This is a genomic window from Leucogemmata humicola (assembly GCF_055379415.1).
On the sequence record NZ_AP040875.1, the window covers coordinates 3,843,830 to 3,868,697 of the forward strand.

General features: G+C 63.2%; 25 protein-coding genes and 1 other RNA gene. 4 read left to right on the plus strand and 22 right to left on the minus strand.

Annotated features, from left to right (window positions below; genetic code table 11):
* The first annotated feature begins 2 nt into the window (after positions 1-2).
* On the plus strand, positions 3-1,100 hold the full coding sequence (gene mnmA / locus AC6H4Z_RS16335) for a tRNA 2-thiouridine(34) synthase MnmA (protein WP_497543023.1): 1,098 nt from the start codon (positions 3-5) through the stop codon (positions 1,098-1,100).
* Between the two features lie 20 nt (positions 1,101-1,120).
* Here the strand turns inward: mnmA and AC6H4Z_RS16340 are convergent, their stop codons facing one another.
* The 12 genes from AC6H4Z_RS16340 to ffs all read right to left on the minus strand — a co-directional run bounded on the left by AC6H4Z_RS16340 (position 1,121) and on the right by ffs (position 12,028).
* Entirely contained in the window at positions 1,121-3,514 is a 2,394-nt protein-coding gene (locus tag AC6H4Z_RS16340; RefSeq protein ID WP_497543024.1) for a penicillin acylase family protein, read from the minus strand.
* 44 nt (positions 3,515-3,558) lie between these two features.
* Positions 3,559-4,707 carry a molecular chaperone DnaJ gene (gene dnaJ / locus AC6H4Z_RS16345; protein ID WP_497543025.1) on the minus strand — a complete coding sequence of 383 codons (1,149 nt, stop codon included), beginning with the start codon at positions 4,705-4,707 and terminating at the stop codon, positions 3,559-3,561.
* 16 nt (positions 4,708-4,723) lie between these two features.
* Positions 4,724-5,311 carry a nucleotide exchange factor GrpE gene (locus tag AC6H4Z_RS16350; RefSeq protein WP_497543026.1) on the minus strand — a complete coding sequence of 196 codons (588 nt, stop codon included), beginning with the start codon at positions 5,309-5,311 and terminating at the stop codon, positions 4,724-4,726.
* A gap of 116 nt (positions 5,312-5,427) precedes the next feature.
* Complete coding sequence (locus AC6H4Z_RS16355; RefSeq protein WP_497543027.1) at positions 5,428-6,687, minus strand: competence/damage-inducible protein A; 1,260 nt, start codon at positions 6,685-6,687, stop codon at positions 5,428-5,430.
* Between the two features lie 84 nt (positions 6,688-6,771).
* Positions 6,772-7,404 (minus strand): CDP-alcohol phosphatidyltransferase family protein, encoded by a 633-nt coding sequence (locus AC6H4Z_RS16360; protein ID WP_497543028.1) that lies wholly within the window; start codon positions 7,402-7,404, stop codon positions 6,772-6,774.
* 37 nt (positions 7,405-7,441) lie between these two features.
* Positions 7,442-8,119 carry a GTP-binding protein gene (locus AC6H4Z_RS16365; RefSeq protein WP_497543029.1) on the minus strand — a complete coding sequence of 226 codons (678 nt, stop codon included), beginning with the start codon at positions 8,117-8,119 and terminating at the stop codon, positions 7,442-7,444.
* Between the two features lie 12 nt (positions 8,120-8,131).
* Positions 8,132-8,614 carry a roadblock/LC7 domain-containing protein gene (locus tag AC6H4Z_RS16370; RefSeq protein ID WP_497543030.1) on the minus strand — a complete coding sequence of 161 codons (483 nt, stop codon included), beginning with the start codon at positions 8,612-8,614 and terminating at the stop codon, positions 8,132-8,134.
* 10 nt (positions 8,615-8,624) lie between these two features.
* A complete protein-coding gene (locus AC6H4Z_RS16375) occupies positions 8,625-8,900 on the minus strand; it encodes a hypothetical protein (protein WP_497543031.1) in 276 nt (91 codons plus the stop codon).
* Positions 8,897-9,493 carry a recombination mediator RecR gene (gene recR / locus AC6H4Z_RS16380; RefSeq protein WP_497543032.1) on the minus strand — a complete coding sequence of 199 codons (597 nt, stop codon included), beginning with the start codon at positions 9,491-9,493 and terminating at the stop codon, positions 8,897-8,899. Before recR ends, AC6H4Z_RS16375 begins: the two co-directional genes overlap by 4 nt.
* Before the next feature lie 58 nt (positions 9,494-9,551).
* Entirely contained in the window at positions 9,552-9,872 is a 321-nt protein-coding gene (locus AC6H4Z_RS16385; RefSeq protein ID WP_497543033.1) for a YbaB/EbfC family nucleoid-associated protein, read from the minus strand.
* A gap of 86 nt (positions 9,873-9,958) precedes the next feature.
* Positions 9,959-11,755, minus strand: coding sequence for a DNA polymerase III subunit gamma/tau (dnaX, locus tag AC6H4Z_RS16390; RefSeq protein ID WP_497543034.1), 1,797 nt, complete (start codon positions 11,753-11,755; stop codon positions 9,959-9,961).
* A 176-nt stretch (positions 11,756-11,931) separates the two neighbouring features.
* An RNA gene (gene ffs / locus AC6H4Z_RS16395) (signal recognition particle sRNA small type) lies at positions 11,932-12,028 on the minus strand.
* 69 nt (positions 12,029-12,097) lie between these two features.
* Between ffs and AC6H4Z_RS16400 the strand changes: the two genes are divergently transcribed.
* The gene (locus AC6H4Z_RS16400; RefSeq protein ID WP_497543035.1) at positions 12,098-12,601 is read left to right on the plus strand and encodes a hypothetical protein; all 504 of its coding nucleotides are present in this window, start codon (positions 12,098-12,100) and stop codon (positions 12,599-12,601) included.
* Positions 12,602-12,771: 170 nt separating this feature from the next.
* Here the strand turns inward: AC6H4Z_RS16400 and ilvA are convergent, their stop codons facing one another.
* The gene (ilvA, locus tag AC6H4Z_RS16405) at positions 12,772-13,731 is read right to left on the minus strand and encodes a threonine ammonia-lyase (RefSeq protein ID WP_497543036.1); all 960 of its coding nucleotides are present in this window, start codon (positions 13,729-13,731) and stop codon (positions 12,772-12,774) included.
* Between the two features lie 111 nt (positions 13,732-13,842).
* Between ilvA and AC6H4Z_RS16410 the strand changes: the two genes are divergently transcribed.
* Together AC6H4Z_RS16410 and AC6H4Z_RS16415 are read left to right on the plus strand one after the other, a co-directional pair.
* Complete coding sequence (locus tag AC6H4Z_RS16410) at positions 13,843-14,958, plus strand: hypothetical protein (RefSeq protein ID WP_497543037.1); 1,116 nt, start codon at positions 13,843-13,845, stop codon at positions 14,956-14,958.
* An 82-nt stretch (positions 14,959-15,040) separates the two neighbouring features.
* Complete coding sequence (locus AC6H4Z_RS16415) at positions 15,041-16,102, plus strand: Ig-like domain-containing domain (RefSeq protein ID WP_497543038.1); 1,062 nt, start codon at positions 15,041-15,043, stop codon at positions 16,100-16,102.
* On the opposite strand, the gene AC6H4Z_RS16420 is transcribed toward AC6H4Z_RS16415, so the two are convergent.
* From AC6H4Z_RS16420 to AC6H4Z_RS16460, 9 genes are all read right to left on the minus strand, one after another.
* Entirely contained in the window at positions 16,099-17,127 is a 1,029-nt protein-coding gene (locus AC6H4Z_RS16420; RefSeq protein ID WP_497543039.1) for a threonine aldolase family protein, read from the minus strand. The two genes, AC6H4Z_RS16415 and AC6H4Z_RS16420, sit on opposite strands and share 4 nt — an antisense overlap.
* A 37-nt stretch (positions 17,128-17,164) precedes the next feature.
* Complete coding sequence (locus tag AC6H4Z_RS16425) at positions 17,165-17,437, minus strand: hypothetical protein (RefSeq protein WP_497543040.1); 273 nt, start codon at positions 17,435-17,437, stop codon at positions 17,165-17,167.
* A gap of 116 nt (positions 17,438-17,553) precedes the next feature.
* Positions 17,554-18,525, minus strand: coding sequence for a YihY/virulence factor BrkB family protein (locus AC6H4Z_RS16430; RefSeq protein ID WP_497543041.1), 972 nt, complete (start codon positions 18,523-18,525; stop codon positions 17,554-17,556).
* On the minus strand, positions 18,503-18,895 hold the full coding sequence (locus AC6H4Z_RS16435; RefSeq protein WP_497543042.1) for a YtxH domain-containing protein: 393 nt from the start codon (positions 18,893-18,895) through the stop codon (positions 18,503-18,505). Before AC6H4Z_RS16435 ends, AC6H4Z_RS16430 begins: the two co-directional genes overlap by 23 nt.
* A gap of 87 nt (positions 18,896-18,982) precedes the next feature.
* The gene (locus AC6H4Z_RS16440) at positions 18,983-20,476 is read right to left on the minus strand and encodes a sigma-54-dependent transcriptional regulator (RefSeq protein WP_497543043.1); all 1,494 of its coding nucleotides are present in this window, start codon (positions 20,474-20,476) and stop codon (positions 18,983-18,985) included.
* Positions 20,477-20,499: 23 nt separating this feature from the next.
* Positions 20,500-21,018 (minus strand): hypothetical protein, encoded by a 519-nt coding sequence (locus AC6H4Z_RS16445; RefSeq protein WP_497543044.1) that lies wholly within the window; start codon positions 21,016-21,018, stop codon positions 20,500-20,502.
* A 100-nt stretch (positions 21,019-21,118) separates the two neighbouring features.
* Positions 21,119-22,525, minus strand: a complete 1,407-nt coding sequence (locus AC6H4Z_RS16450; RefSeq protein WP_497543045.1) for a class II fructose-bisphosphate aldolase — start codon at positions 22,523-22,525, stop codon at positions 21,119-21,121.
* A 143-nt stretch (positions 22,526-22,668) separates the two neighbouring features.
* Positions 22,669-24,054: a glucose-6-phosphate isomerase gene (locus AC6H4Z_RS16455; protein ID WP_497543046.1), complete on the minus strand. Its 1,386-nt coding sequence runs from the start codon at positions 24,052-24,054 to the stop codon at positions 22,669-22,671.
* Positions 24,055-24,066: 12 nt separating this feature from the next.
* Positions 24,067-24,846 (minus strand): MBL fold metallo-hydrolase, encoded by a 780-nt coding sequence (locus AC6H4Z_RS16460; protein ID WP_497547058.1) that lies wholly within the window; start codon positions 24,844-24,846, stop codon positions 24,067-24,069.
* Positions 24,847-24,868: the final 22 nt, after the last annotated feature.

The following is a 24,868-nucleotide window of genomic DNA, read 5'->3' on the forward strand; positions in this document are numbered from 1 at the left end:
CGATGAAGGAGCGAGTGCTGGTCGCCATGTCCGGCGGCGTGGACTCGTCCGTCGCCGCGGCGATGCTCGTCGAGCAGGGCTACGACGTCGTCGGCGCGACGATGAAGCTGTTCTGCCATGGCGATGACCTGCCCGACCGGCCGTGCTGCTCGCTCGACTCCGTGAACGATGCGCGTCGCGTCTGTCAGCAGCTCGGCGTTCCGCATTATGTGCTGAATCTCGAGAGCGCCTTCGGCCGCGACGTCGTTGACGATTTCGTGAACGAGTATGCGAATGGCCGCACACCGATTCCGTGCGTCCGCTGCAATACGTTCACGAAGTTCCGCGACCTTCTCGTGAAGGCCGATGCGATCGACGCGAAGTGGATTGCAACCGGACACTATGCGCGCACGGAGAACGGCGAATTGTTGCGCGGCCTCGATCACTCCAAGGATCAGTCGTACTTCCTGTGGGGCATCGATCGATCCGTGCTGCGCCGCATGATTCTGCCCGTCGGTTCGCAGACCAAGCCGGAGACGCGCGCGGTCGCGCACCAGCTCGGACTCGAGCTCATCGCCGAGAAGGTGGAGAGCCAGGATATTTGCTTTGTACCCGACGGCGATCACACGAAGATCATTCGCCAGCGACTCGGCGCAGACGCACCGTCGCTCTCGCGCGGTCCATTCGTACTCTCTGATGGCACGGTCGTCGGCACGCACGACGGGTTCGCGCGTTTCACGATCGGTCAGCGTCGCGGCCTTCCCGGTGGATTCCACGAGCCGATGTTCGTCGTCGCGATTCGCCCGAGCGATCGCGCGGTCGTGATTGGTCCGCGCCCAGAGTTGCTCGGACGCGGCGTGATCGCGCGCTCTGTGAACTGGCTCGTCGATGCGCCGTCGGTTGGTGCGCACATCTCGGTACAGATTCGCCATCGCTCGGCGCCGGCCGCGGCCGAAATTGTGCGCCTCGACGGTACGGAGATCGAGCTCGCGCTCGACGAGCCGGTCGCGGCGATCGCGCCGGGACAGTCGCTCGTGCTCTACGACGGCGATCGTGTGCTGGGCGGCGGATTGATCGAGAGCGGGAGACGTTCGCTCCCGCTCATGACGTCCGCAGCGTAGCGAACGCGCCCACCAGAGCGTCAGCGCTGCGGCAGTAGCACAGTCCGCGACTCCGTCGCCGTCTCGATGCGCGCACGCGAATACGGGACGCCGAAGTACCGATCGTTCGCCCACAGCGGGAAAAGATCGCGGTAATGCGGGTTGTCCGGGTCACCGCTCTGGCCCGGCGTGTTGATCCCAACGGCCGTTTCCCAGTCGACGAGATCCATCACGATCCGGAACGACGCCCCCGACGTCTGATTGTCGCCGCCGCCCGTCGCGCCCGTCGTGTTGGCGTCGCCACCGCGCGGCGCCGGGCCGATGTCCAGCTTCGCGCGCGTGCTCGCATCGACGACGGCGCTCAGCGGATGCGAAATAGTAACATGGTGATAATTATTCTGTCCCCATTGCCACGCCGCCTGTTCCGGACCAAACCGTCGCGCCATCTCGGCCACCGCCTCGACCAAGCTGCGAGCGAGAATCGAATCTCGGCCCGCGACGGGATTCGCTCCGAACGCGCCGGTGGGTGAGACGAGCAAGTCGATCAACTTCTTCGTGCCGAGGTTGCGTAGGTACTGGCGAGCATTCGCCGGGATCACGGTGCTTGCGGTGTTCGTCGCCAGGTGGCGGTACCACGCCTCGTAAATCCCCGCCGCGACCGACGACTTGTCGAGGACGTAGTCCCACTCGAGCAGCGCGCGGCGTGCGTGCTCAACGTCGTCCGATTTGGCCGGCAGATCGCGCAGCAACGGCACGAGCTGACGCGCGGGAATCGACAGGTAATCCGTCTGCAATCGCATCATGTCGGCGATCGACACCTTCCGGCCCGAACCGAGCACTTCGGAAATGCGCGCCCAGCGATACGGATCCGCCCACGCAAAGCCGATGGCGTCCATGTGCGTGTAGCCCGGCGGCGTGAGGTCGTTATTCGCCGTTGCGATGAAGCCTTCGGGCGGATTGTACGAGTGCGGCTTCTCCTTGATCGGGAGATAGCCAGCCCACTCGTAGCGTCCGTCGCCAGGCACGGGCACGAGACCGCTGAAGTTCTTGCGAATCGGTGCGATGCCAACCGCCTGCCACCCGATGTTCCCCGCCTTGTCGGCCCAGATCATGTTCTCGCCGGGGATGTTGCTGTAGCTGCACGCGTCGCGGAACTGCTCCCAGGTCGTCGCCTGGTCCATGCGCAGGCTCGCCATGTACGGCGCGCCGCCCGCGTCCAGCCACGCGGCACGCACCGCGTATGCGACGTGCTTTAGAGTGTCCTCATAAACCACCGGCCCGTGTCTCGTGTACGCCAGCTCAGCGGTAACCGGCGCCTGCCCCTTCACCGGGATCGTTTCGCGAATGACACGCATCGGCGTCCACGCGCCCTGATACCAGTACTGGCGATGGTTCTTGGGGTTGGTCTTGTAGACGTAGAGGTCTTCGCCGTCGGTCGCGAAAATCGTCAGCCCCCACGCGCCGACCTCGTTGTGCCCGATCGAGATACCGGGAATCTCCGGCTCGCCGCCACCGATCACGTTCCAGCCTGGCGCAACGAGATGCACCCAGTAGCGAAGCGACGGCGACGATTGCGCGCGATGCGGATCGTTCGCCAGCATCGGGCGGCCGCTCTCGGTGAGTCGTCCGCTCACGACCCAATTGTTGCTGCCGATGTCGCGCCGTCCGTTGTCGCGTAGATCCATCGCGAGCGAATCAGCGACGGACGCCAGCCGCTGAAACGATACGCCGTCGTTGCGATACGCCGTCACAACATCGGTCGGTTGAAAGCGCACGTTCGAGTGAAACGCTTGGTACTTCGCGAGAATCGGCGCCGAGAGTAGCGAGGCGTCGATCACCGGATCGAGCTTCATGTCCGGATCGCCTGGATGGAACCAGGAGAATTCTTTAACAACTGCTTGACCAACTGCCGCCACGGCGCGGCCGTGGTTCAACTCCTCTTCGACATTGCCGAGCAATCCTTGATGACGCGAGATGACGACCTCGGGCGTCCAGCGGCCCGGCGTCGTGCCGAGGAGGCGGAACTCCATCGGCAAGAGCTTGGGATCGCGCTCCGTTTCGCCGATGTACGCATTCACACCATCGACGAACGCACCGACAATCGCCGCTCCGCGCGGGTGGTACGTCGCCAGTTCCTTCGCGAGGTCGCCGCGGTACTTGAAGAGCCTCGTCCCGATGTCACGCTCCAACTCGCGTTTGCCGAGGAGTTCAGACACGGTTCCGGTGGCCTGTCGTCGCCACACCTCGAGCTGAAACAGGCGATCTCGGGCCGCGGAGTAGCCCTGCGCGAAAAAGAGGTCGTGCTCGTTCTTCGCGTAGATGTGAGAGACGCCGTTTTTGTCCTTCAGGATCTCGACCGGCTCGCGCAGCCCGGGAGTACGCAGGGTGTCGCCGCCGAGGACCGCGGCGAGCAGCAGGACGGGAAGGAGTGGCATGGGACTACCTTACCGCCGCGCGCCCCGACCCGCTACCCGACCAATCAGTACTTCAAGCCACTTGCCTCGGCGAATTCCTTCATCGCCTTTTCCTGTTCTTCAGTGAGCTTGTCCGGTACGCTCACTTCGATCTCGACGATCAAGTCACCCGGGCGATCGTCTTTCTTGATGCCCTGACCAGGCACGCGAAAGCGCTTTCCAGTCGGCGTGCCCGGCGGAATTTTGATCGCGACCTTCTTCGCATCGAGCGTGGTGACGCTGATCTTCGATCCGAGCGTCGCCTGCGCGATGTTGATCTTGACGGGCGCGATGAGATCGAGACCTTCGCGTTTGAAGAAGCGATCGGGCTCCACCTGAAACGTGATGAGCAGATCGCCGGGTGGACCGTTCCGAAGTCCACGCGCGCCCTGGCCTTTCAGTCGGATCTTCGTTCCTGTGTCGACGCCTGCCGGCGCCGTGATCATCATCTTTTTTCGCACACGCACTTCGCCAGAACCACTGCACGTGGGACAGCGCTCACTCGGCACCGTGCCCTTGCCGAGGCACATCGGGCACGGACGCTGAACGGCGAAACCGCCCTGACCGAACGAAATGGTGCCGCGACCGCTGCACTCCGGACAGGTGGTGATCTTGGCACCCGGTGCGGTCCCGCTGCCATGACAGGTCGCGCACTCCTCGTTCACCTCGAGCTCGATCGGCACCTTGCCGCCAAGCGCCGCCGTCCGAAACGGAACGGTGAGCTGCGCCTCGACGTCGGCACCGCGCTCGGGACCACGCGCGCGACTACCTCCCGTCTTGGCATTGCTGCCACCGAACATCGAACTGAAGATGTCGCCGAGGCCACCGAGGCCCCCGATGTCAAACTCTTCGAAGTTGATGTTCTGACCACCCGGACCGCCGGGCGCACCCGCACCAGGGGCTCCGCCCGGGCGACGCGGTCCAGCGTTCCCGCCGCTGAAGCCACCGAATGCACCGAGGCGTCGCATCTGGTCGTACTGCTTTCGCTTCTCGGCATCGCCTAAAACCTGATACGCCTCCGAGATTTCTTTAAACGTCTCGGCGGCTTTCGGGTCGTTCGGATTCTTATCCGGGTGATGCTTCGCGGCGAGCTTGCGGTACTTCTTCTTGATCTCGTCCTGCGTCGCGGACGCGGGAACGCCAAGGACCGCGTAGTAGTCCTTTGTCTGAGCCATATCTATGAGTACGTGCTCAGCCGTTCCACTGCTTCACAACTACGCGAGCTGGGCGCAGCAACTGCCCGTTGAACAAGTACCCAACCTGATAGACGCGGGCGACCACATGGTCGTCCTCGGCCGATAGCGCCGGTTCCGTTGCGACGGCCTCGTGCACCTTCGGGTCGAAGGTCTGGTTCAGAGGATTGATCGCCTCGAGCCCAGCGCTCGCGAGCACCTTCATGGTCTTTTTCTCGACCATTTCGGCGCCCTGTACGACAGTGCCTGCGTCGACCGTCGCCGGGTCGACGTGCGCGAACCGGGACAGGTCGTCGAGCCCGTCGAGCAGTTGCTTGACGAGATCCGCCTGGGCTTTGGTGTGAGCCTCGGCGCGCTCGCGACTAGAGCGCTTGCGATAGTTGTCGTACTCGGCAGCCAGGCGAAGGTACTTCTCCTGCTGCTCGTTCAGCTTGCGCTGCAGGTCCGTCAGGGCGCCTGATTCAGCGCCAGCGTCGGCAACCTGGTAGTCGTCCTCGGCGGCCGGTCCGCCGGCGTTCGAAAAGGCATTCTCGGACTCGGGCTGCCCGCGGGCAGGGTCGAATCCGCTGTCGTCACGTGGATGCATGATCTTCCAATTTTCGCTGGATACGGAAGGGGGTGCAACGGGTGTGCCCTACAAGTGTGCCATTCTGGCAAAGTGCCAGACGCCCCCAATAGCTGTTCTTCCTCGTCGCTGACCGGCTAGTGCCCAGCGCCAAGCGTCTGCCGAAGCATTTCCAATGTCCACTGGGCCGACCGCTCCCTGACCTCGTCGCGATCGCCCCAGAGGCGAAATAGACGCGCTTTCACATCGCCTCGGACGCTCACGGCGATCCAGACTGTGCCGACCGGCTTCTCCGGCGTTCCGCCCGAGGGACCAGCCACACCGGTGATCGCGAGTCCAATGTCCGAGCCGGCAAAGCGGCGCGCCCCCTCGGCCATCTGGCGAACGACCTCTTCGCTTACTGCGCCGTACGCACGAAGTGCCGCCTCGGTTACGCCCAACCCGTCGCGCTTTAGATCGTTGTGATAGGCAATCACGCCGCCACGAACCACGTCGCTCGACCCAGGCACCGCAGTGAGCCGGCCGCCCAGTAGTCCGCCACTACAGCTCTCGGCAACGCCAATGGTGAGCTTTCGGTCGCGGCACATCTGGAGCACAACCGCCGCGAGATCGTCGCTACCCTCACCGTAGATCGATTCGCCGACGCTTTTTCTCAGCTGCGTGGCGCCCAGCGTCAGCGTCGCCTCGGCGACATCGGGCGTGACGTCGCGAACAGTGAGCCTGAGATCCACGCCCGCAATGGACGGCAGATATGCGAGCGAAGGACCACTCGGCGCACCGCCTCCCGCTTCGATCTGGTCGGCAAGTAGCGATTCGGCAACACCGGTGGTGCGGAGAGTGCGCGACCGAACGACGGTGTCGCCCGAAAGTCGCGACGCGAGCAGCGGGAGCAGCGTGTCGCCGAGCATCCCGCGCATCTCGCGAGGGACGCCGGGCAGCATCGCGACCCAACGTCCGCGTCCGTCCTCCAACCAGATGCCGGGCGCGGAGCCATGATTATTCTTTAATTTCGTCGCGCCGTCAGGGATCATGGCCTGCTGACGATTCGTCGCTGGCAGCGGGCGATTGAAGCGAGTGCGCCAACGCTCTTCCATCCACGCGAGATGTTCGTCGTCGAGATGCATTCCGCGTCCGAACAGATCAGCGATCGACTGCTTCGTCATGTCGTCGGACGTCGGACCGAGGCCGCCGGTGGTGATCACGGCGCCCGTCCGATCGAGCGCTTCGCCAACGACGGTCGCAATGTTCGCGGGATCGTCGCCGGTGGTCGATCGACGAACGATGTGCATGCCGATCGAACTCAACTCACGCGCGAGGTGCGCGGCGTTCGTATCGATCGTGAAACCGAGCAGAAGTTCATCACCAATCGTGACGACTTCGATCGACGTGTTACTCACGTGAGGCAGGCGGCGTGGGGCGTGCGGCGTACGGTGTGAATGACCGGCAGCGTACGGCGTACCGCGTGCCACTGCGCGAAGGCGTCACTTGGATGGCGACGTGGCGAACACGCCACGGAACGTGTTGAGATAGATCACTAGCGAAACCACTGTGAGCAGCACCGCGCCAATCATCATCAGTGTGCCGACTGTTCCGTTGAACAGCGCGAAGCCATTCCACGCCGAATTACTCCAACCTTTGGTCGCGGCGAGCGTGGACGCGAAGAACCAGAAGTAGGCGCTTCCCTGCCACACTGATTGAAACGCGGTTTTCCACTTGGCGGGGCCAATCGCCGCGATCACAGTGCCGCGATGCTTGGCGTACTGGCGGAACACGGTCATGAACACCTCGCGTCCGAGAACGATCGCGAGAATCCACGCCGACAGTCCGACGGCGCCAAAGGGCGTGATGAACGGTTTGGTTTTGGCCAGCTCGTACATCGGAATGAAGGTTCCGAAGAGTAGGAGCTTGTCGGCGAGCGGATCGAGGAGGCGGCCCAGATCGGTTTCCTGCTGTCTCGACCGCGCGATCACACCGTCGACGTAATCGGTGATCGCTGCGACGGAGAACAGCACGAAAGCGAAGAGCCGCAGCTTCCATGAATCCACGAACGGCAGCGCCGCGATGAACGGCGTCGCGGCGATGCGTCCAACAGTGAGTGCGTTCGGGAGGTTCATCTTGTAGCCGTCTTGTAGCCGTCGACTGGCTACTCCATCATGCGAGCGACTTGAGCACCAGTTTGCTCACGCCCTTCAGCGTGTCGAACACACCGTCGCCAGATACGGCGACAGCCTCGAAGTACTGCGCGCGCTCGATCCACTCGCCTGTTGGCAACTGCTCGACGAGGCTCTCGCCCGCGTGATACGGATCCGGCGTGGGACGCATCTTGGCCGGCTCGGACACTTCCCAACCAGGATTCAACGCACTTTGCAGATCTCTGATCGGCGACGCGTTGGGCAAATCCCGTTTGTTGTACTGAATCACGAACGGCATCTTCGTGAGATCGTACCCGTACTCGGCCATGTTGTCGTACAAGTTCTGCATGGCTTCCTGATTTGCTTCCATGCGTTCGATCTGTGAATCACCTACGAAGACGATGCCGTCGACTCCCTTGAGAATCAGCTTTCGGCTCGCGTTGTAGTATACCTGGCCGGGAACCGTATAGAGATGGAAGCGGGTCTTGAAACCGCGGATCGTGCCCAGATCGACCGGGAGAAAATCGAAGAAGAGGGTGCGCTCGGTTTCGGTCGCGAGCGAAATCAGCTTGCCGCGCGTCTCGGGCTGAACCTTGCCGTAGATAATCTCGAGGTTGGTGGTCTTGCCACCCAGCCCCGGGCCGTAGTACACGATCTTGCAGTTGATCTCGCGTGACGCGTAGTTGATCATCGACATGGCTGTCTTCTCCTATTGAAACAGCTTGTCGATCTCGTCGTCGGCGCCGGCGAGAATGTTGGGCGCCGACGCATTGGCCGATCGCGAAAAGACCTGCTCGAAGAGCTGCGTGAGATGACCCACGGTTGACCGCATCTTGAGGCGTACGAGTCCGAGAGTGGTTCGGTTGTCGAAGAGCACCACGAGAATGACCCGCCGAGCCACGTCGGCCAGGTACATCGACTCCTTCTCGCCCTGGTGGAAGAGCGAGCTGAAATCATTCTCACCAATCAGCTTCGCCAGCTGGTCGTTCGCGCTGAAATCCGCCGCGGCGAGGGTAGAAAAGGCAGTCGGATCGAAATTCGGGCGTTCTCCGACCGTAGCCACCAGTTGGCCCGTACGGTCGACGAGGAGCGCACAACGCGCATCGCAGTCGGTGAGAAACTGCTCCAAGGCCGTGGTAATGGCCCCGAAGTCATCTTCGGTGAAGGACCAGCTTGCAGCGCCAACGGGCATCGCGAACCGCCTAAACGAGGTGTGAATGCATGTGGCGAAGGATGCGCTCACCCCGGCGACGAAGCCCCGGGTGACGTTCCCAGCCCACGTAGTCCGTGAGAATCCGCGCTGTATCGAGCCCAGGCCGGCCGCTCAGGTATCCCAGCGCCGCGAGCCGCTTCACCGGATGCTTGCTGAACAGTTCCCGGCGCGACCGCTGGATTTGGACGCTCCAGGCCACCATTCCGAAAAATAGTCCGCCGAGGAAGCCGACGGTGAGTGCCTTCGTGTGTTGGCGGCTGCTCACATTGCCCTCCGCGCGGTTAGCGCCTGTGCGATTGTCACACCATCTGCGTACTCTAGATCACCACCTACAGGGAGTCCGCGCGCAATGCGCGAAACGGTGACTCCCCTGGGCGTCAACTGCCCTTGGACGTACAGCGCCGTTGCCTCTCCTTCGAGGCTCGGATTCGTCGCCAGTATGACTTCTCGAACGTTCGAATTGTCGGCGCCTGTCATGCGGCCGAGGAGCGAGTCGATGGTCAGGTCGTCGGGACCAACGCCGTCGAGTGGCGACAGACGTCCGCCCAACACGTGGTACACGCCACGGAATTCACCCGAACGCTCGATCGCCCCGATGTCCGACGCCTGTTCCACGACACAGATCGTCGTCGCGTCTCGCCGCGGGTCTCGGCAAATGACGCAGAGGTCCTCTTCGGTGAGGTTAAAACATTGCGGACAGGGGCGAACCTTATCACCAAGCGTCATGAGCGCCGCGGCGAGGCGGCGCGTCTGATCGGTCGGTTGTCGAAGCAAATGGTACGTCAGACGGAGCGCCGTCTTCCGACCGATGCCGGGAAGACGTGACAGCTCGGTCGCGAGATCATCGATCGCGGACATGCGTTGTTCTACCCCGTAACCAGCCAGGGATCACGTTCGCGATGCGCCGTCGGAGCGGTCATCCAAACGGAAGCTTGAATGGCAGCGAGAGGCCGCCCGTCACCTTGCCCATCTGCTCCTGTGCTGCCGCAGACGCCTTGGTTTGCGCGTCGGACACGGCCACGGTCACGAGATCTTCGAGCATCTCGATGTCGGCGGGATTCACGACGCTCGGATCGAGCTTGAGCTTTTTCAGCTGACCGGTGCCCGTGACTTCGGCGACCACCATTCCGCCGCCGGCTGATCCAGTCACCGTCATCTGCTGCAATTCGTCCTGCACCTGCTTGAAACGACCCTGCATCTCCTGGGCTTGTGCCAGGATCTTCATGAAATCGGGCATGTCGGAATTGGTCTCTGGATAGCCAAAGCTACCCGGCGCGGCAGAGTCGAAGCAAGCGACTCGCCGGCGGGGCAGCGTGTGATTCGTCAGTCGGCGACGTCGAGATCGAGGGCGTCGATTGCGGCGCCGAGCACAGGATCGCGCTTGCGGAGCGCAGCCAATCGCTCGGCGCGAACCATCTCATCTGTGAGACGCTTGGGCGGCTGCGCCGGCGCCTTGTCGTCGCGCCGAAGATCGACGCGCTCAACACCAGCGAACCACGTTTTGAGCCCGGCGACGATGTCGCCGCGTCCCGCGGTGATCGAGTGGACGAAGATGTCGTTCGGCTCGTCGAGCTCGATCGTGACCGTTCCCGTGGCGTTCACCGCAACCGGTGACGCGTGGCCGAGTGCGCTGGCGAGCATCGGCTTGCCGTCTTCGCGCACTCGTTCGACGAGCGCGTCCCATCGCTCGACGACTCGATTGAGATCGAGCCGCTCGCTGGCCACAGACGGCGCGGGCGACGATGTCACTAAACGCGGGCTGGTCGCGGCTGGCGACGCTGGAGGCGCCGACTGAACGGGTGCTTGAGGTTTTGGCGGAGCGACCGGCGCTGGCGGCGCGACGCGAGCAACGGGTGCGGGCGACGGAGCCGCCGTCATCCCGGAGCCCGCACCGTCACCGCGAGGGACGGGGCGCGGCTCCGGACGCGGGAAAGGGCTGGGGCCACCCCCGCCGCCGGTGCTACCACTCGGAGAACCTCCGCCCATGGAGCGAAGTACATCCTCGAGCTCGACCGCGCGGTCGAGCAGCGCGAAGCGGATGAGCATCGTCTCGACGAGCAGCTGCTGCTGCCCGCTTTTTCGGAAGCGTGGTTCGAGCTCGGAGATCGCCTGCAGCATTCGAAGCAGGTCGGCGCCGGCGAGCTTGTCGCGCCGCTGGATGAGCGCCTCGCGTGCGCGTTCGGAAACTTCGGTTGCAGCGCCGCCGAGCACGATTGCTAACTGCGCGCGGAGCATGTCCGCGAGGCCGGTGAGCAATCCACCGAAATCGACGCCGGCTTCGCCAAGTCTCGCCACCGCGGGAAATACGTCCGCGGCACGACGCTCGGCGATTATGTCGAGGAGAGCGATGAACTCGTCTTCGGGCACGAGGCCAAGCGCGTCGCGGACGCGTTCGGCCGTCACGCGTCCGTCGCCCATCGACAAGACTTGGTCGGTGAGACTCAACGCGTCGCGCATGGAACCGTCTGCCGCGCGAGAGATCGCGGCAAGGGCTTCGGGCTCAGCCGTGATCTGCTCTTCCGCGAGCACGTGCGTGAGTCGCTCGCGAATCTCCGCGGGGCCGATGCGCTTGAAGTCGAACCGCTGCAGGCGGCTCAGCACGGGAGCGGCTGCTTGGGCAATCTTCTGCGGCTCCGTCGTGGCGAAGACGAAGACGACGCGCGGAGGTGGCTCCTCGAGAATCTTGAGCAACGCGTTCCACGCTTCACGCGTGAGCATGTGCGCTTCGTCGACGATGTAGACCTTGTACTGGTCCGCGCCCGACGGCGCGTACATCGCGCGTTCGCGCAGTTCGCGTGCGTCATCGACACCGCGATTCGACGCTGCGTCGATTTCGACGACGTCGAGGCTGGCTGAGCCGCTCCAGATTCGTCGGCAGGATGCGCATTCGCCGCAGGGCTCGCCATCGAGTTCCGGCTCACCGCGTCGTTCGCAGTTGAGCGCCATCGCGAGGACGCGCGCCAAGGTCGTTTTGCCGACGCCGCGCGGGCCGCAGAGCAGATAGCCGTGCGCTACGCGTCCGCGCGCAATCGCCCCCTTGAGGGTCGCCGACACGTGCGACTGCACGGCGACGTCAGCGAAGCGCTTGGGGCGGTATTTGCGAGCGAGCGCGAGGGACATTGGACGCGGGCGAGAGGCGTGCGGTGCAGCGGGCGGCGTAAGGCGTGCGGCGTGCGGCGTGCGGCGAACCGCGAATGGCGAGGTCTCAGAATGTACCGTGCGCGCCAGCACTACACAAAACGCCCACAGACGAAAAACGCGGGGACGGCGCTGTGTTCAGCGCGTCACCCGCGTAATACCCCAGGCCTGACGAAGCGATATCAGACACCTCGTACCGCTGCTACCTTCGGGGTCCTGACGGAGTTGGAAGGCTGACACCCTCCGGGACCTGGGGCACCGAGTAATTTAGCGACCGATACCGCCCTTTCAACCCACTTCACGCTCATCGCTACCCGCACCCGCATGAACGTTCGCGTCGTCGTCAACGACTTGATGCAAAAGAACTACGTCTACCGTCGCATCGAGCCGGTCGGACGGAACTTTGACGAAGGCTTCGAACCCGAGCTCACGCCGCGCGAGCTCCTCGCACTCGGCGTCTTCGGCGGCCGGTACATGACCGACTGCCGAAAGGAGTTTCCGAAGTCGTGGTTCACGAAGGCAAAGCTCTGTCACGAACGACACGACCCCGCGCTCAACTATTTCGGCGTGAACGCGTCACAGCCGCTCAAGGTCTGGCGGAAAAAAGGTTGGATCTATCACGAAGATCCGCGCGGCTGGTTCCAGTGGTACTGCCGGTACTACATGGGCCGACGGTCGATGGACGACGAACGGCAAATCAAACGCTGGCGCGCCATCCGCAGGCACGTCGCGCAGATCAAAGCGAACTGCCCGCGACGTGCACTCGATTGTCGGCCAAAGCAGCGTCAGGCGTTACTGCACTGGGCGTACGATTCGCGAAAGCTCTAAGGTTCGGCGTCGGCTGCTGGGAACGACTCGGACACGAATTTGACGAATCAGAACGAATCGAATCGGCGACGTTCAGAATACCGCTGCGCGCGATTGACTCGACCGCGCATCGGTTCGATTGATTGTCGATTCGTCAGATTCGTGTCAAAAGCAGTTCAAAAACGAAGCGCCTAGTTCCAGACGAGCCCGCGAATCTGATCGAGATTCACATTGCCGCCCGATAGCACGACGGCGACACGCGACTTGGGCGGGAGCTTGATGAGTCCGTGCAGCAGCGCTCCGACCGGAGCCGCCGCGGCGCCTTCGACGACGAGCTTGCAGCGCTCCATCACCCACATCATCGACTCGAAGATCTCCTTGTCCGGCAACGTGACGATCTCGTCGACGAAGCGCTGGACAACCGAGAAGTTCAGCTCACCCGCGCGACGCACGCGCAAACCGTCTATGATCGTGTTGCACTCGATCGTCTCCAGCTTGCCGGCCTGAAGGCTCCGCTGCATGGCCGGACCGTCGGACGACTCCACGCCGATGACCTTGGCGTTCGGGTTGTGGCTCTTCACCGCCATCGACACACCGGCGATCAAACCGCCTCCGCCGATGGGAACGATCACCGCATCGACCTCGGGCCAGTCCTGCACGATCTCGAGACCCAGCGTGCCCTGCCCCGCGATCAGCTGCTCGTCGTCGAACGGATGCACATACGTCAGGCCTTCGTCGCGAACGAGTTCTTTCGCTTTCTCGTTAGCCTCGTCCCAGATCGAGCCGTGCAGCACGACCTCTGCGCCATATCCCTTGGTTGCGGCGATCTTGGCTGGAGTGGCGTTCTTCGCCATGCAGACCACCGCGCGCACGCCGTGGATCTGCGCGGCCAGTGCGACGCCCTGCGCGTGATTGCCAGCGGAGGAGCACACCACGCCGCGGCTCTTCTGCTCCTCGGACATGAGGGCGAGCTTGTTCAGCGGGCCTCGGATCTTGTACGAGCCGACGCGTTGGAACATCTCTGCCTTGAGACGTACTTCGTGTCCGGTCAGCTCACTGAGCTGTCGCGACGTCAGCAGCGGCGTATGCTTGATGTGCGGCGCGATGCGCGCTCGAACGGTGCGATAATCGTCGAGAGTCAGCGTAAACATGTCGGTTGTGTGAGGGTCGTTCGGAAAGTACTGGGCCGGTTGCCCGCCCGGCCAGGGCAGCGCAGTTTAGAGTGACACGTGGCACCAATCGCTAAGCCGAGGGAGGGTTCAATGCGCTCCAAGTTGCCTCTCGCAGTTGCTTCTGCATCAGTTGCGGCATTCGTCGCGCTCACCGCCGCCGCCAAGCCCGCGCACGCGCCGTCGGCGAACCGGGTTGCCAGCGGAATCAGTCCGAAGTTGCAGTCGATCGGCGCTCTGGCGATTGGACCAGGCGGAATTCTCTACGCCGCCGATCCGCAGGCCGCCACCATCTTCGCCATCGATCTCTCGAAGCAGAAGAGCGGCACGCCGGGAACGAAGGACATCGACGCGCTCGATCAGCAGATTGCCGCGACGCTCGGCACCGTGGCGAGCGAGATCTCCGTCGTCGATCTCAAGGTCGATCCGAAAAGCCACAACTCGTATCTGTCGGTCATGCGCGGCCAGGGCGCGAATGCGGCGCCTGCGCTCGTTCGCGTCGACGGCGCTGGGAAACTCGACGTCATCTCGTTCGACGGCGCCCCCTTCCAGAGCGTCGGACTTCCGAACGCGCCCGATGCCAATCCAGAGAATGGGCGCAGCAATCGCAGCCAATCGATCACGAACATCGCGTTCAACGGTGGCCGTGTGTACATCGCGGGCCTGTCGAACGAAGAGTTCGCGTCCAAGCTTTGGGCAGTCGCGTATCCGTTCGTGTCGGCCGATCGTGGCACGAGCGTCGAGATCTTCCACGGGTCGCACGGCCGGCTCGAAACGCGGTCGCCCGTCTACACGTTCATTCCGTACACGGCGAACGGCGAAGCCGACCTGATCGCAGCATACCTCTGCACGCCGCTCGTGCGCTTCCCGGTGTCCTCGCTCACGCCAGGCGCGAAAGTGCGCGGCACCACCATCGCCGAGCTCGGCGCGGGCAACCGACCGATCGACATGGTGTTGTACAAGAAAGACGGCAATGAGTATTTGCTCATGTCGAACACCAGCCGCGGCGTGATGAAGATTCCGACCAAGGACTTCGCCACGCAGAACGCGATCACCACGCCCATTCAGGGAACCGCCGGGATCGCGTACGAGACCGTAAAATCGATGACGGGCATTCAGCAGCTTGATCTCCTCGACGCAGACCACTCGATCGTTGTCGCCAAGGCGGCATCCGGCGCACTCAATCTCCAAGCGATTGCGCTTCCGTAAGCTCTTTCTGTGCGGGCTCGCGACTACGGGGCTGTTCGCCTGCGGTCGCGAGCCCGTCGTGCGTCGGGCAGCGAGCTATTCAATGGCGCTCGACACGACGCGAGGCGGCGACGCGGCGCGCATTCTGGTTTCCGGCGTAGACGCCGCGAACCTCAAGGCTCTCCGCTCCACCACGCGCACGAACGACGACTGGACGCGGATTCTCCTCGTCAGCATAGTCGGCTCCGACGTTCCGATCGCTGGGCACTACACCACCGACGGCTCCATGGTCGTGTTTCAGCCAAGCTTTCCGTTCGATCGCGGGCGCGCCTACACGATTCGCTTCGACCCCCGCGCGCTCCCCGCGCCGCAACAGGACACCGCGATCACGACCGTGGCCGGGTTGCCGCGAGAACGCAACGGCACCGCGACGTTCGTCACACGCGTGGTTCCAACGGCCGACACGCTGCCGGAGAATCTTCTCCGGATGTACGTCGAATTCTCCGGGCCAATGTCGCGTCAGCCAGGCGTTTCATTCATACATCTGCTCGACGACGCCGGCGTCGAACTCAAGAACGTCTTTCTTCCACTCGACGCCGACTTCTGGAATCCCGAGCACACGCGGTACACGATCTTCCTTGATCCGGGTCGTGTGAAGCGCGGCATCAAGCCCAACGAGCAGATGGGCCGTGCGCTACGTCCGGGACATCCGTACGCACTCGTCATCGACTCGGCGTGGAATGACGCGAAGGGCCAGCCGCTCGCACATCCCTTCCGTCGCGAATTCTGGGCGGGGCCGCCGGTGCAAACAGGAATCGCGCTCACGGACTGGAAGCTCGATCTCCCGCGCTCCGGCTCGCGCGATCCGTTGGTCGTGTGGTTCCCGCGTCCCCTCGACCATGGGCTGCTTCAGCGCGCACTTGGCGTCCGCACACCGAGCGGCGAGCGCGTGGCCGGAGACATTTCGCTCGGGCCGAAGGAGATGCAGTGGCGCTTCACACCGCAGGCGGCGTGGAAGGCCGGCGCCTACGACGTCGTCGTGCTCTCCATTCTCGAAGACCTCGCCGGAAATCGCGTGGGTCGTGCCTTCGAGGTTGACGAGTTCAAGAAAGTCGACGCGTCGGCGGCAACCGAAGTACACAAGATCCCGATTCGGATTCGCTAGTCGGCCTGTTCGATCGCTTCGCGAAGGACACGGCCGGCGCGCTCCGCGTCGGGCGCACTCACATCCAGGTGCGTCACGAGGCGTACGCGCGTGGGACTCCACTCAGACACGAGCACGCCCTGCGCCTTGGCGCGCGCCGCGACCGCAGGCGTCGAGCGACCGGGCGGCAGATCGATCATTACAATATTCGTATCGGGTGCAACGACCGTGGCGCCGCCAGCGCCGTTGAGCGCCTGAGCGAGATGACGGGCGTTCGCGTGATCATCCGCCAAGCGGTCGACGTGGTGGTCGAGCGCGTGGAGAACGGCAGCCGCGAGAATGCCCGACTGTCGCATGGCACCGCCGAACAACTTGCGAGCAGTCCACGCCGTCTCAATCGCGGCATGCGTTCCAGCCAGCGCCGCACCCACCGGCGCACCCAGCCCTTTGGAGAACGCGACCATCACCGTCTCGGCACAGCTCGCGATCTCTGCCGGAGTAAGGCCAGACGCGACGCTCGCATTCCAGATACGCGCGCCGTCCATGTGCACTGGAAGTCCTCGCTCTTGCGCGACCGCGCGAATCGCCGCGAGTTCGCTCATCGGCGTGACCACTCCGCCAGCACCGTTGTGCGTGTTCTCGACGCAGACGAGACTCGCCGCCGGGAAGTACCGCGACACGGGACGCATGGCCGCGCGCAGATCCGCCGCCGTCATCACGAGACCCGTTGGGTGGACGGGCAGCACCTGCGCGCCACTCAGCGCGCCCACGCCGGCGATCTCGCTGTGCACGAGGTGCGCGTCGACGTCGACCAAAACCTCGGTGCCGCGCGGAGCGTGCAGCCAAACGGCTGCTTGATTCGCCATCACTCCGCTTGGAAAGAACAGCGCGGCCTCCTTCCCTAGCAGCGCGGCGACTCGCTCTTCGAGTCGCCGCATCGTTGGGTCGCCGTCGCGCTCATCGTCGCCGACTTCGGCCGAAGCCATCGCCGCGCGCATGGCGGGCGTTGGCTTCGTGACCGTATCACTTCGCAAATCGATCGTCATGCGGGGAAATATGGCCGCGGCCACATTCCCCGCGCTATTACGGCTTCCGGACGACGGGAACTTTGACTTCGGTCTTCTTGGTCCCGACGACCGGCTTGTCGACGACGATCGTGTCCTTCTTCGTCCCGATGACCGGGGTGCTGATCGTGTCGGTCTTGGTCGTGACGGTCGGCATGTGCAGCGTGTCCTGCGTCGTCGTGACGTCCACGTCCGACGGTCGCTTGATGACGACGTCTCCATTCTCCGTGCGCTTGCACGCGCCGAGCGTCGCCAACGTGGCGATGGCAATCAACAGGGTCTTTTTATGCATGGGTGGCTCTCCTGGCCTCGAGTTATGTCGAGCCCAAGGGCAACTGGCGGGCCACAAGCGAAGCGAGGCGTCAGATAACCGCGGCCCACGTCGCAAATTGTGGCCTTTTCCGCGCTTTAGTCGGTGAAGACCTCGCGCTGAAGCCTGCGCACGCGCCGAAGCTCGGATACCTGACCGACTTCGCCGCCCAGAATGAAGATCAGGGCGGCATAGTAGAACCACACGACCATGATGACCAACGCCGTGAGCGCGCCCTTGTAGAGCGACGTGGCGCTGAACGTGTTCGCGTACGAGAACACGATGCGCGCGATCTCGAACGCGACGCTGGTGAACGACGCCGCCATGAACGCGGTCTTCGCGCGAACACGCCGAATCGGGAGGTACTTGTACAGCGCGAAGAACATCAACCCGATGAACAGAAAGGCCAGCAATCGACCAATCGAGTATTCGACGCGACCCATCACGTCGCGTCGCAGCCCCAGTGCCACCAGAACACGCGCGCTGCTGTGCGTTGCCAGCATCACGTACGAGCTGACGGTCACATTTGCCACGAACAGCAGGGTCGCGACGACCGTGATCTTCACGTCGAAGATCTTGCCGGCGATGATCCCGCGCTCGTTCTCGATATCGAATACGCTGGCGAGTACCGTTCGCAGCGAGCCGAAGAGCCGCGTCGAGAACCAGATGAAGCCCACGGCTCCGTAGATCGTCACCGTGCCGCGCTGATGGATCAGATCGAGCAGAATCTTGTCGATCTGCGAGTTCGGCGAGTGGCCGTGCTCAGGCAGCAGCCGATCGATGAACTGATAGAGCATCAGATCGGAATCGACGCCACGCCCCCGGACGACGAAGGGCAGCAACCATGCGGCGCCCGCGGCGAGCAGGAGGATGAACGGAAACGCCGCGAGCATCAGGTTGAATGCAATGCCGCCGGCGAGAAACAATACGTTGTCTTCGCCGCTGTTGTCCCACACACGTTTCGCGTAGTCGCGAAACGCCCACCACAGACTAACGAGTCGCGGCCGGGGCTCGGCGCGCGAACGCAGAGTCCCAGATGGCTCGACGCTACTCGTCGCCAACGACGCCATCGCTGATTGCCGTACGATCGCGGGCCACTGCCGCGCCGGCATTGTACGCTGCCTTCGTTTCGGCGATGCGATTCTCGAGCTCGCCACGGGCTTCGCGAGCCGCCGCGCGGCCGGCATCCATGGCGCGATGCACCTGGCGCTTCTTCAGATCGATCGCTTCGCGCGCCGAGTCGATCTGCTCTTCGACGCGACGGCGTGCATCGTTGAACGTGTCGGTGACGTTGTGGGTCACGTCAGTCACTGCATCTTCCGCAGCCTGACGAACGCGATTCGCGCGGCTCTTGATACCGCGGCGCGTGTCAGCACCCGATCGAGGCGCGAGCAGCAGCGCGACTCCGGCGCCGAGCGCGGCCCCGATGAGAAAGGGCATGATGCTAGGCGATGATTCGCGCTCGATGACTACGTAGGGCTCGTTTTCGTCGAAGCTGTACCGTGACATTGGCGATTCCTCGATGCGTTAGCGCTTCTTCGTGGGCTGCTTTTTCACCGCGCCGGGTCCGTTCTGCCGTGGGGCAGCGACACCCGGATCAATCGATTCATCGACATCGACGAGCAACGCCGCCGGAGCCTCGTCGTCGCCGGCACCATTGATCAGTGCCAGCAAATCGCGCCGCACTTCCTCGTGGTTGACGCCGAGCACCTTCGCGGTTCGCTCCGCGTCGCCGCCGTTAGCGGCAAAGGTACGAAGAACGAGCTGCTTTCGCGCATCGGAAATCGTTGCACCGACAGAAATGGTTACGGTCGACTGAACCTCCGCGGCTCCGCGCAGATGGCGCGGCATCACGTCGTTGAGCGCAATTTTGTCGCCGCGCGCCATGATCACTGAACGCTCGACTGCATTCTTGAGCTCGCGAACGTTCCCTGGCCAATGATATGAGAGAATCCAATCCCATGCGGCAGTATCGAAGTCACTGATCTGCTTGCCATTCTGTCCGGCGTACCGGGCCAGGAATTCCGTGGCGAGCAGCTGCACGTCCTGCGACCGTTCACGGAGCGGCGGAAGGTCGATCTGAACGACCGCCAATCGATAGTAGAGATCTTCGCGAAGCTCGCCGTCTGCCAGTGCCTTTTGCAGATCTTTGTTCGTTGCCGCAACGATGCGGATGTCGACCTGGATTTCCTTCTTGCCGCCGAGCCGGCGAACCATACGCGATTCGAGCGCACGAAGAAGCTTCACCTGGATGTCCGGCGACATCTCGGCAACTTCGTCGAGGAAGATCGTACCACTGCTCGCCATCTCGAACGCGCCAGGCTTTTCGTTCGTCGAGCCGGTGAACGCGCCTTTTTCGTGACCGAACAGTTCGTTCTCGAGAATTTCCTTGGGCAGCGCCGCGCAGTTGAGCGCGAAGAACGGTCCCTTGGCGCGATCGCTCTTCGAGTGCACCGCGCGTGCGACGAGTTCTTTACCGGTACCGGATTCGCCGAGGATCAACACACTCGCATTCGACGGCGCAACGGCATCGATGACCTGATACACCTCGCGCATCGAGTCCGACTGGCCGGTGAGCTCGCCATAGTGCGTGAGCCCTTCGAGCTTGGACGTGAGCTCGCGATTCTTCTGCTGCACCGCGTACTTCTCGATCGCCTTTGGAATGAGCGCTTTGAGGCGATTCAGTTTTTCGGCGTTGAGTGGCTTTTCGATGTAGTCGTATGCGCCCTGCTGCATCGCCTGCACAGCCGAGTCGACGGTCGCCTGACCGGTAATGATGATGCACTCGGTCGGGATCTCCTTCGCTTGCAATTCGCGCAGGAGGCTCAGTCCGTCGAGCTTGGGCATTTTGAGGTCGGCGAGCACGACGCCGAACCGATCTTCAGACAATCGCTCTAGGGCCTTTTGCCCATCGGGAGCGATCTCCACGGTATAGCCCTCGTCGGACAAGATGGCGCTCAGGCCAGAGGTAATAGCCTGTTCGTCATCGGCGATCAGAACTTTCGCATTTGCTTGCTTCATACGCCTCGTCGCGCCTCCCTCGATCAGCGAGGAAAGCTGATGGAAATGGCGGAGCCGCTGGCGCTCCCAGCGTCTTCCGCCTGAACTCGAATCCCCAACTCAGCGGCCATCGCGACGACGTCTTCGTCGCAGGAAATGGCCACGCCATCACAACTCTCGATCCGTATCGTCGGCTGCGAGTCATTCGCGACCGGCTCGCACCGAACCCGACTGGACGCGTCGGTCGCCGCAAGCAAGCAGCGTCCGATTGCCGCCTTGACCACGTTCGCTTCGGCCGACGTCGCACCGAGATCCTCGAACCGGCCACTGATCTCCAACACTTTCCCATTCGCTCGCGCGACCGGCGCAAGCAACGCGTTCATTCGTCGCAGTACCAGCGCCAACTCTACCGGCGATCGACCCGCGCGCGCCAAGCCGAGGAGCGCATCCGACATCGCGATCACATCGTCCAACTGCTCCGACGCCGCTGTCGCAAACGTGGCGACCGCCGAGGCCGCAACATCAGGCTTCGCCGATCGCGACCGCACCACTTCCAGATTCACCGACGCTCCGTTCAGCGCACCCTTCAGCTCGTGCGCGGCTCGACCGCAGATCTCCTGCAGCGTGTCGAGCCAGAGAGCATCGGCGTCAACTCGGGCTGATTTAATCGCTCAACTCCGCATCGTCTGGCGCGGCCGCGACCGCCACGGCCTCACTCGGATCGAGACGGTGAATCGGCGTCGCTTTCACGAAACGCGAAACGATGCTGGCCGTCTTGCCGATCGCCAACTGATTGAACAAGAACGTGAACTTCTCGTCGTACGCTGCGCCGAGCGCTGCCTTGGTCGCATCGGGCAGATCCCAGAGCTGCTTCTTGAACGGCCCGAGGGCCTTTTTGCGAGTCTTATAGAAGAACTGCTCGTCGGAGTCTGTCGACTTTCGCTCGTCCTTCGCATTCACGCTGAGCCATTCATAGATCGTCGATCGCAACGCCGCCGGCATGTGATCGAACAGCATGTTCTGGAAGTTCGTCGCGAGGTGAATCTCCGCGGTCTCACGCTTTGGGAAATTGTGGAACGCGCTATCGGGCAGCGTCGATGCGCCGTGCTGCACCGCACCGGCGAGTCCGTATTCGTCGCGCGCCACATTCGAGAGAGTTTGCAGGGTGTCGAGGTCCAGCTTGACGTCGGCAATCGAGCCGTCGGCAAGAACGACACCGCCGTGTGACGTACCCGACTGCACGCTGATCTTCGACAATCCGGCCATTCCCGCGGGCAAGTTGCGGTTGAAGCCGTCCATATACGCGCGCAGTTCGCCAACTGTACTGTTCTCGGTTCCGACTTCGCCAATCTCGCCGCCGACCGAAATCGTGACGCCCTTGGGTTCGCTGTCTCGCACGGTGCGAAGAATGTCGATCCCGACTTCGTAGTTCAGCTTCTGCTGCTCATCGAGCGTGGGCTTGTGAATGTCGACGAGCGTCGAGGTATCGATGTCGATGTTGTAGAACCCAGCCGCGACTGCTTCACGCACGAGCTGCTTGACCGCATCGACTTCCGTTGCCGGATCGACCGCGTACTTCTTGACGCTCACCTGAAAGTGGTCGCCCTGAATGAACACCGGTCCGCGGAATCCCTCGCGCAGCGCGGCAGCCAACATCACCGCCACGTATTCCGACGGACGCTGATCCGTATATGCAATCTCCGAGCGAGCGATCTCGAGTATGAACGCGCCGGCTTCCAGCTTGTTCGCCGTGCGGAAGATCGAACGAGCCGTGTCGTACGACGCACCGCGCACGTTGATCGCTGGAACGGTGAAGCCATGCGTCTCGCCTCGCCCGCGCGCCATGTACAGATCTTCAATCGAAGCCGCTCGAACGCCAACAGCCTGACCAAGCTCCCAAATGAGCCAGCGGGCGTGGTCCCTCTCGCCCCCGTCGCCAAACACCGCCGCGCGGACCAAACGGTCCATCGCCGGTGAGGCCAACGCTGCGTCGCGAGACACGGAAACTTTTCCGTCGCGGACAGTTACGTCCGCGCCGAAGAGCGCGTTCAGGGATTCGATTTTGTCCATAGAAGGCGGTACGATGGAGTTGGATGTCGTTGGGTCTGCTGTTAACGATACACCGTCGGAATCCCGGCCCCAACTAAGCCTGCGCACGCACGCCAGACACGAAACAGAGCGCCTCACCCGGACGTTGCCGGGTTTATGGCGCCCTACACGCTGAACCTGCTGTCCGGCTTAGGTAGCATGTTCCATTCCTGTCGGGCTTGCTCTGCGTCTGGCCGGCCCAGCATAGCGTAGGTGAACTGCTTTCCGAGCTCGACACCCGGCTGATCGAGCGGGTTCACGCCGTACATCTCGCCGGCGTAGATCGTCGCGATCTCGAGCAGCATGAACAGGGCGCCCACGGTCCTGGCGTCCACACGATCGACGTGAATCGTCATATTGGGCCGACCGCGCCGCGCGAGTGCCCCCGCCGTCGCCTGCTGCTCGATCGAAAGAAGCTCGCCGAGGTGGTGGCCACCGAGGTATCCGAGCTCCCTCACGTTCTGATGCAGCTTTGGGATGACAACCGTCGGCCCACCCTCGGCGACCGAGATGAAGGTGACCGTTTTGTCCGGCGGACCCTCCATGAAGAGCTGGACTTTGCTGTGCTGATCCGTGGCGCCCAGCGCGCCGAAGGGCGTGGGTCCGACGCCCGGGTCACCCGGCGTTCGATGCTTGCCGAGGCTTTCGGCCCAGAGCTGAACGAACCAGTCGGCCATGTCGCGAAGCGGATCGGAATACGGCATCAGCACCTGGATGTGCCGACCCAGCTTCGTATCAGCAAGAAACTGCAGTGTGGCGAAGATCCCGGCCGGGTTCTTCGCCAACTCGTCGGTGTTGCATCGCTCGGCAATCTCACGCGCACCGGCGAGGAGGCCCGCCGTGTCCATGCCCACGAGAGCTGCCGGAAGCACGCCGACTGGAGTGAGCACGCTGAATCGCCCGCCAACGGCCGGCGGAATGTCGAGCGCGGGAATGCCGTCGCTGTTGGCAATCTCTCGCAACGCGCCCTTCGTGGGATCGGTGACAAATACCAAATGCCTCGTCACGTCCGACACCTTCTCGCTCAGTCGGCCGCGAACCACCAGGTACTGCGCCATGGTCTCCGCCGTGCCGCCGGACTTCGACGTGACGACGAATAGCGTGCGATCAAGCGCCAGCCGATCGAGGAGCGCGGCGATTGTGTGCGGGTCGACGTTGTCGAGGACATGCATGCGCGGCACGCCGCGACGCTCCTCTTTCGTCAGCGTATTCCACGCGGGCGCCAGCAGCGCCGTGCGAAGCGCGATTGGCCCGAGCGCCGATCCACCGATTCCGAGAACGACGATTTCATCGAACTGGCCGCGTACCTTTGCCGCGAAGTCAGTCGACTGTCGGTGCAACGCTTCATCGGTGGGCAGCGACAGGAATCCGAGTTCGCCCGCGTCGCGCCGACGCACGAGTCCGGCGTACGCACCACGAAAGGCTTCGGGGGCCGCCGCCCAATCCGACCGCGAAACACCGCCGTCGATGATATCGCCCATCATGTTCGAGTAGTCGATGCGCAGCGTCATGGTCGTCCGTGGTTAGTCGATGCGAACGGTGAGTCCGTCGAACGCCGGCGACACGCCCGGCGGCAGCTCGGCCTCGAGGGCGGCGTGAGAATTGTCGTGACTGAGATGCGTGAGGTACGTGCGCTCGGCGCCGATCTCCGCGGCGGCCGCCAGCGCTTCGGGAATACTGAGATGCGTTGGATGCTGCGTACGAAACAGCGCGTTGATCACGAGCACGCGCGCGCCACGCAACAACTGCACCGCCTCGGGCGGAATCGCTTTCGCATCGGTCACGTACGCCAGCGGTCCGAGTCGATACCCCAACACCTCGGCGGTACCATGCGGTACGCTTACCGGCATGATGTCGATGTCGCCAACGGTGAACGACGTTCCCGCCTTCACCACGTGCGCACTGACCTCGGGCTTCGACGTCCCAGGCAGCGGGCGAATCCTATCGTCGAGGATGTATTTGAACTTCTGTCCGAGCGCGGCAACCGTCTCCGCGGATCCGTAAATCGGCAGCGGTGACGTTCGACGAATCGTGATGGCGCGCAAGTCATCGATACCGTGCGTGTGATCCGCGTGGTCGTGCGTGAACAGCACCGCATCGACGCGATCGATCTTCGCCGCAATGAGCTGCAGCCGCAGTTCGGGCGGCGTGTCGATCAACACTCGCGTTCCGCCGTCCGACTCGACCACCGCGCCGACCCGCGTGCGCTTATCGCGCGGATCGGTTGATCGGCACACGGCGCAACTGCAGCCGAGCTGCGGTACGCCAAAGCTGGTGCCTGTGCCGAGGAAGGTCAGTTTCATCGTGTTCACGCCGCGCTCGTGG

Bases quoted from the DNA above. Each gene is read 5' to 3' on its own strand.
- mnmA (WP_497543023.1), top strand. From the start codon at position 3: ATGAAGGAGCGAGTGCTGGTCGCCATGTCCGGCGGCGTGGACTCGTCC.
- AC6H4Z_RS16340 (WP_497543024.1), bottom strand. From the start codon at position 3,514: ATGCCACTCCTTCCCGTCCTGCTGCTCGCCGCGGTCCTCGGCGGCGAC.
- dnaJ (WP_497543025.1), bottom strand. From the start codon at position 4,707: ATGGCTCAGACAAAGGACTACTACGCGGTCCTTGGCGTTCCCGCGTCC.
- AC6H4Z_RS16350 (WP_497543026.1), bottom strand. From the start codon at position 5,311: ATGCATCCACGTGACGACAGCGGATTCGACCCTGCCCGCGGGCAGCCC.
- AC6H4Z_RS16360 (WP_497543028.1), bottom strand. From the start codon at position 7,404: ATGAACCTCCCGAACGCACTCACTGTTGGACGCATCGCCGCGACGCCG.
- AC6H4Z_RS16365 (WP_497543029.1), bottom strand. From the start codon at position 8,119: ATGTCGATGATCAACTACGCGTCACGCGAGATCAACTGCAAGATCGTG.
- AC6H4Z_RS16370 (WP_497543030.1), bottom strand. From the start codon at position 8,614: ATGCCCGTTGGCGCTGCAAGCTGGTCCTTCACCGAAGATGACTTCGGG.
- recR (WP_497543032.1), bottom strand. From the start codon at position 9,493: ATGTCCGCGATCGATGATCTCGCGACCGAGCTGTCACGTCTTCCCGGC.
- AC6H4Z_RS16385 (WP_497543033.1), bottom strand. From the start codon at position 9,872: ATGCCCGATTTCATGAAGATCCTGGCACAAGCCCAGGAGATGCAGGGT.
- dnaX (WP_497543034.1), bottom strand. From the start codon at position 11,755: ATGTCCCTCGCGCTCGCTCGCAAATACCGCCCCAAGCGCTTCGCTGAC.
- AC6H4Z_RS16400 (WP_497543035.1), top strand. From the start codon at position 12,098: ATGAACGTTCGCGTCGTCGTCAACGACTTGATGCAAAAGAACTACGTC.
- ilvA (WP_497543036.1), bottom strand. From the start codon at position 13,731: ATGTTTACGCTGACTCTCGACGATTATCGCACCGTTCGAGCGCGCATC.
- AC6H4Z_RS16410 (WP_497543037.1), top strand. From the start codon at position 13,843: ATGCGCTCCAAGTTGCCTCTCGCAGTTGCTTCTGCATCAGTTGCGGCA.
- AC6H4Z_RS16415 (WP_497543038.1), top strand. From the start codon at position 15,041: ATGGCGCTCGACACGACGCGAGGCGGCGACGCGGCGCGCATTCTGGTT.
- AC6H4Z_RS16420 (WP_497543039.1), bottom strand. From the start codon at position 17,127: ATGACGATCGATTTGCGAAGTGATACGGTCACGAAGCCAACGCCCGCC.
- AC6H4Z_RS16425 (WP_497543040.1), bottom strand. From the start codon at position 17,437: ATGCATAAAAAGACCCTGTTGATTGCCATCGCCACGTTGGCGACGCTC.
- AC6H4Z_RS16430 (WP_497543041.1), bottom strand. From the start codon at position 18,525: ATGGCGTCGTTGGCGACGAGTAGCGTCGAGCCATCTGGGACTCTGCGT.
- AC6H4Z_RS16435 (WP_497543042.1), bottom strand. From the start codon at position 18,895: ATGCCCTTTCTCATCGGGGCCGCGCTCGGCGCCGGAGTCGCGCTGCTG.
- AC6H4Z_RS16440 (WP_497543043.1), bottom strand. From the start codon at position 20,476: ATGAAGCAAGCAAATGCGAAAGTTCTGATCGCCGATGACGAACAGGCT.
- AC6H4Z_RS16450 (WP_497543045.1), bottom strand. From the start codon at position 22,525: ATGGACAAAATCGAATCCCTGAACGCGCTCTTCGGCGCGGACGTAACT.
- AC6H4Z_RS16455 (WP_497543046.1), bottom strand. From the start codon at position 24,054: ATGACGCTGCGCATCGACTACTCGAACATGATGGGCGATATCATCGAC.
- AC6H4Z_RS16460 (WP_497547058.1), bottom strand. From the start codon at position 24,846: ATGAAACTGACCTTCCTCGGCACAGGCACCAGCTTTGGCGTACCGCAG.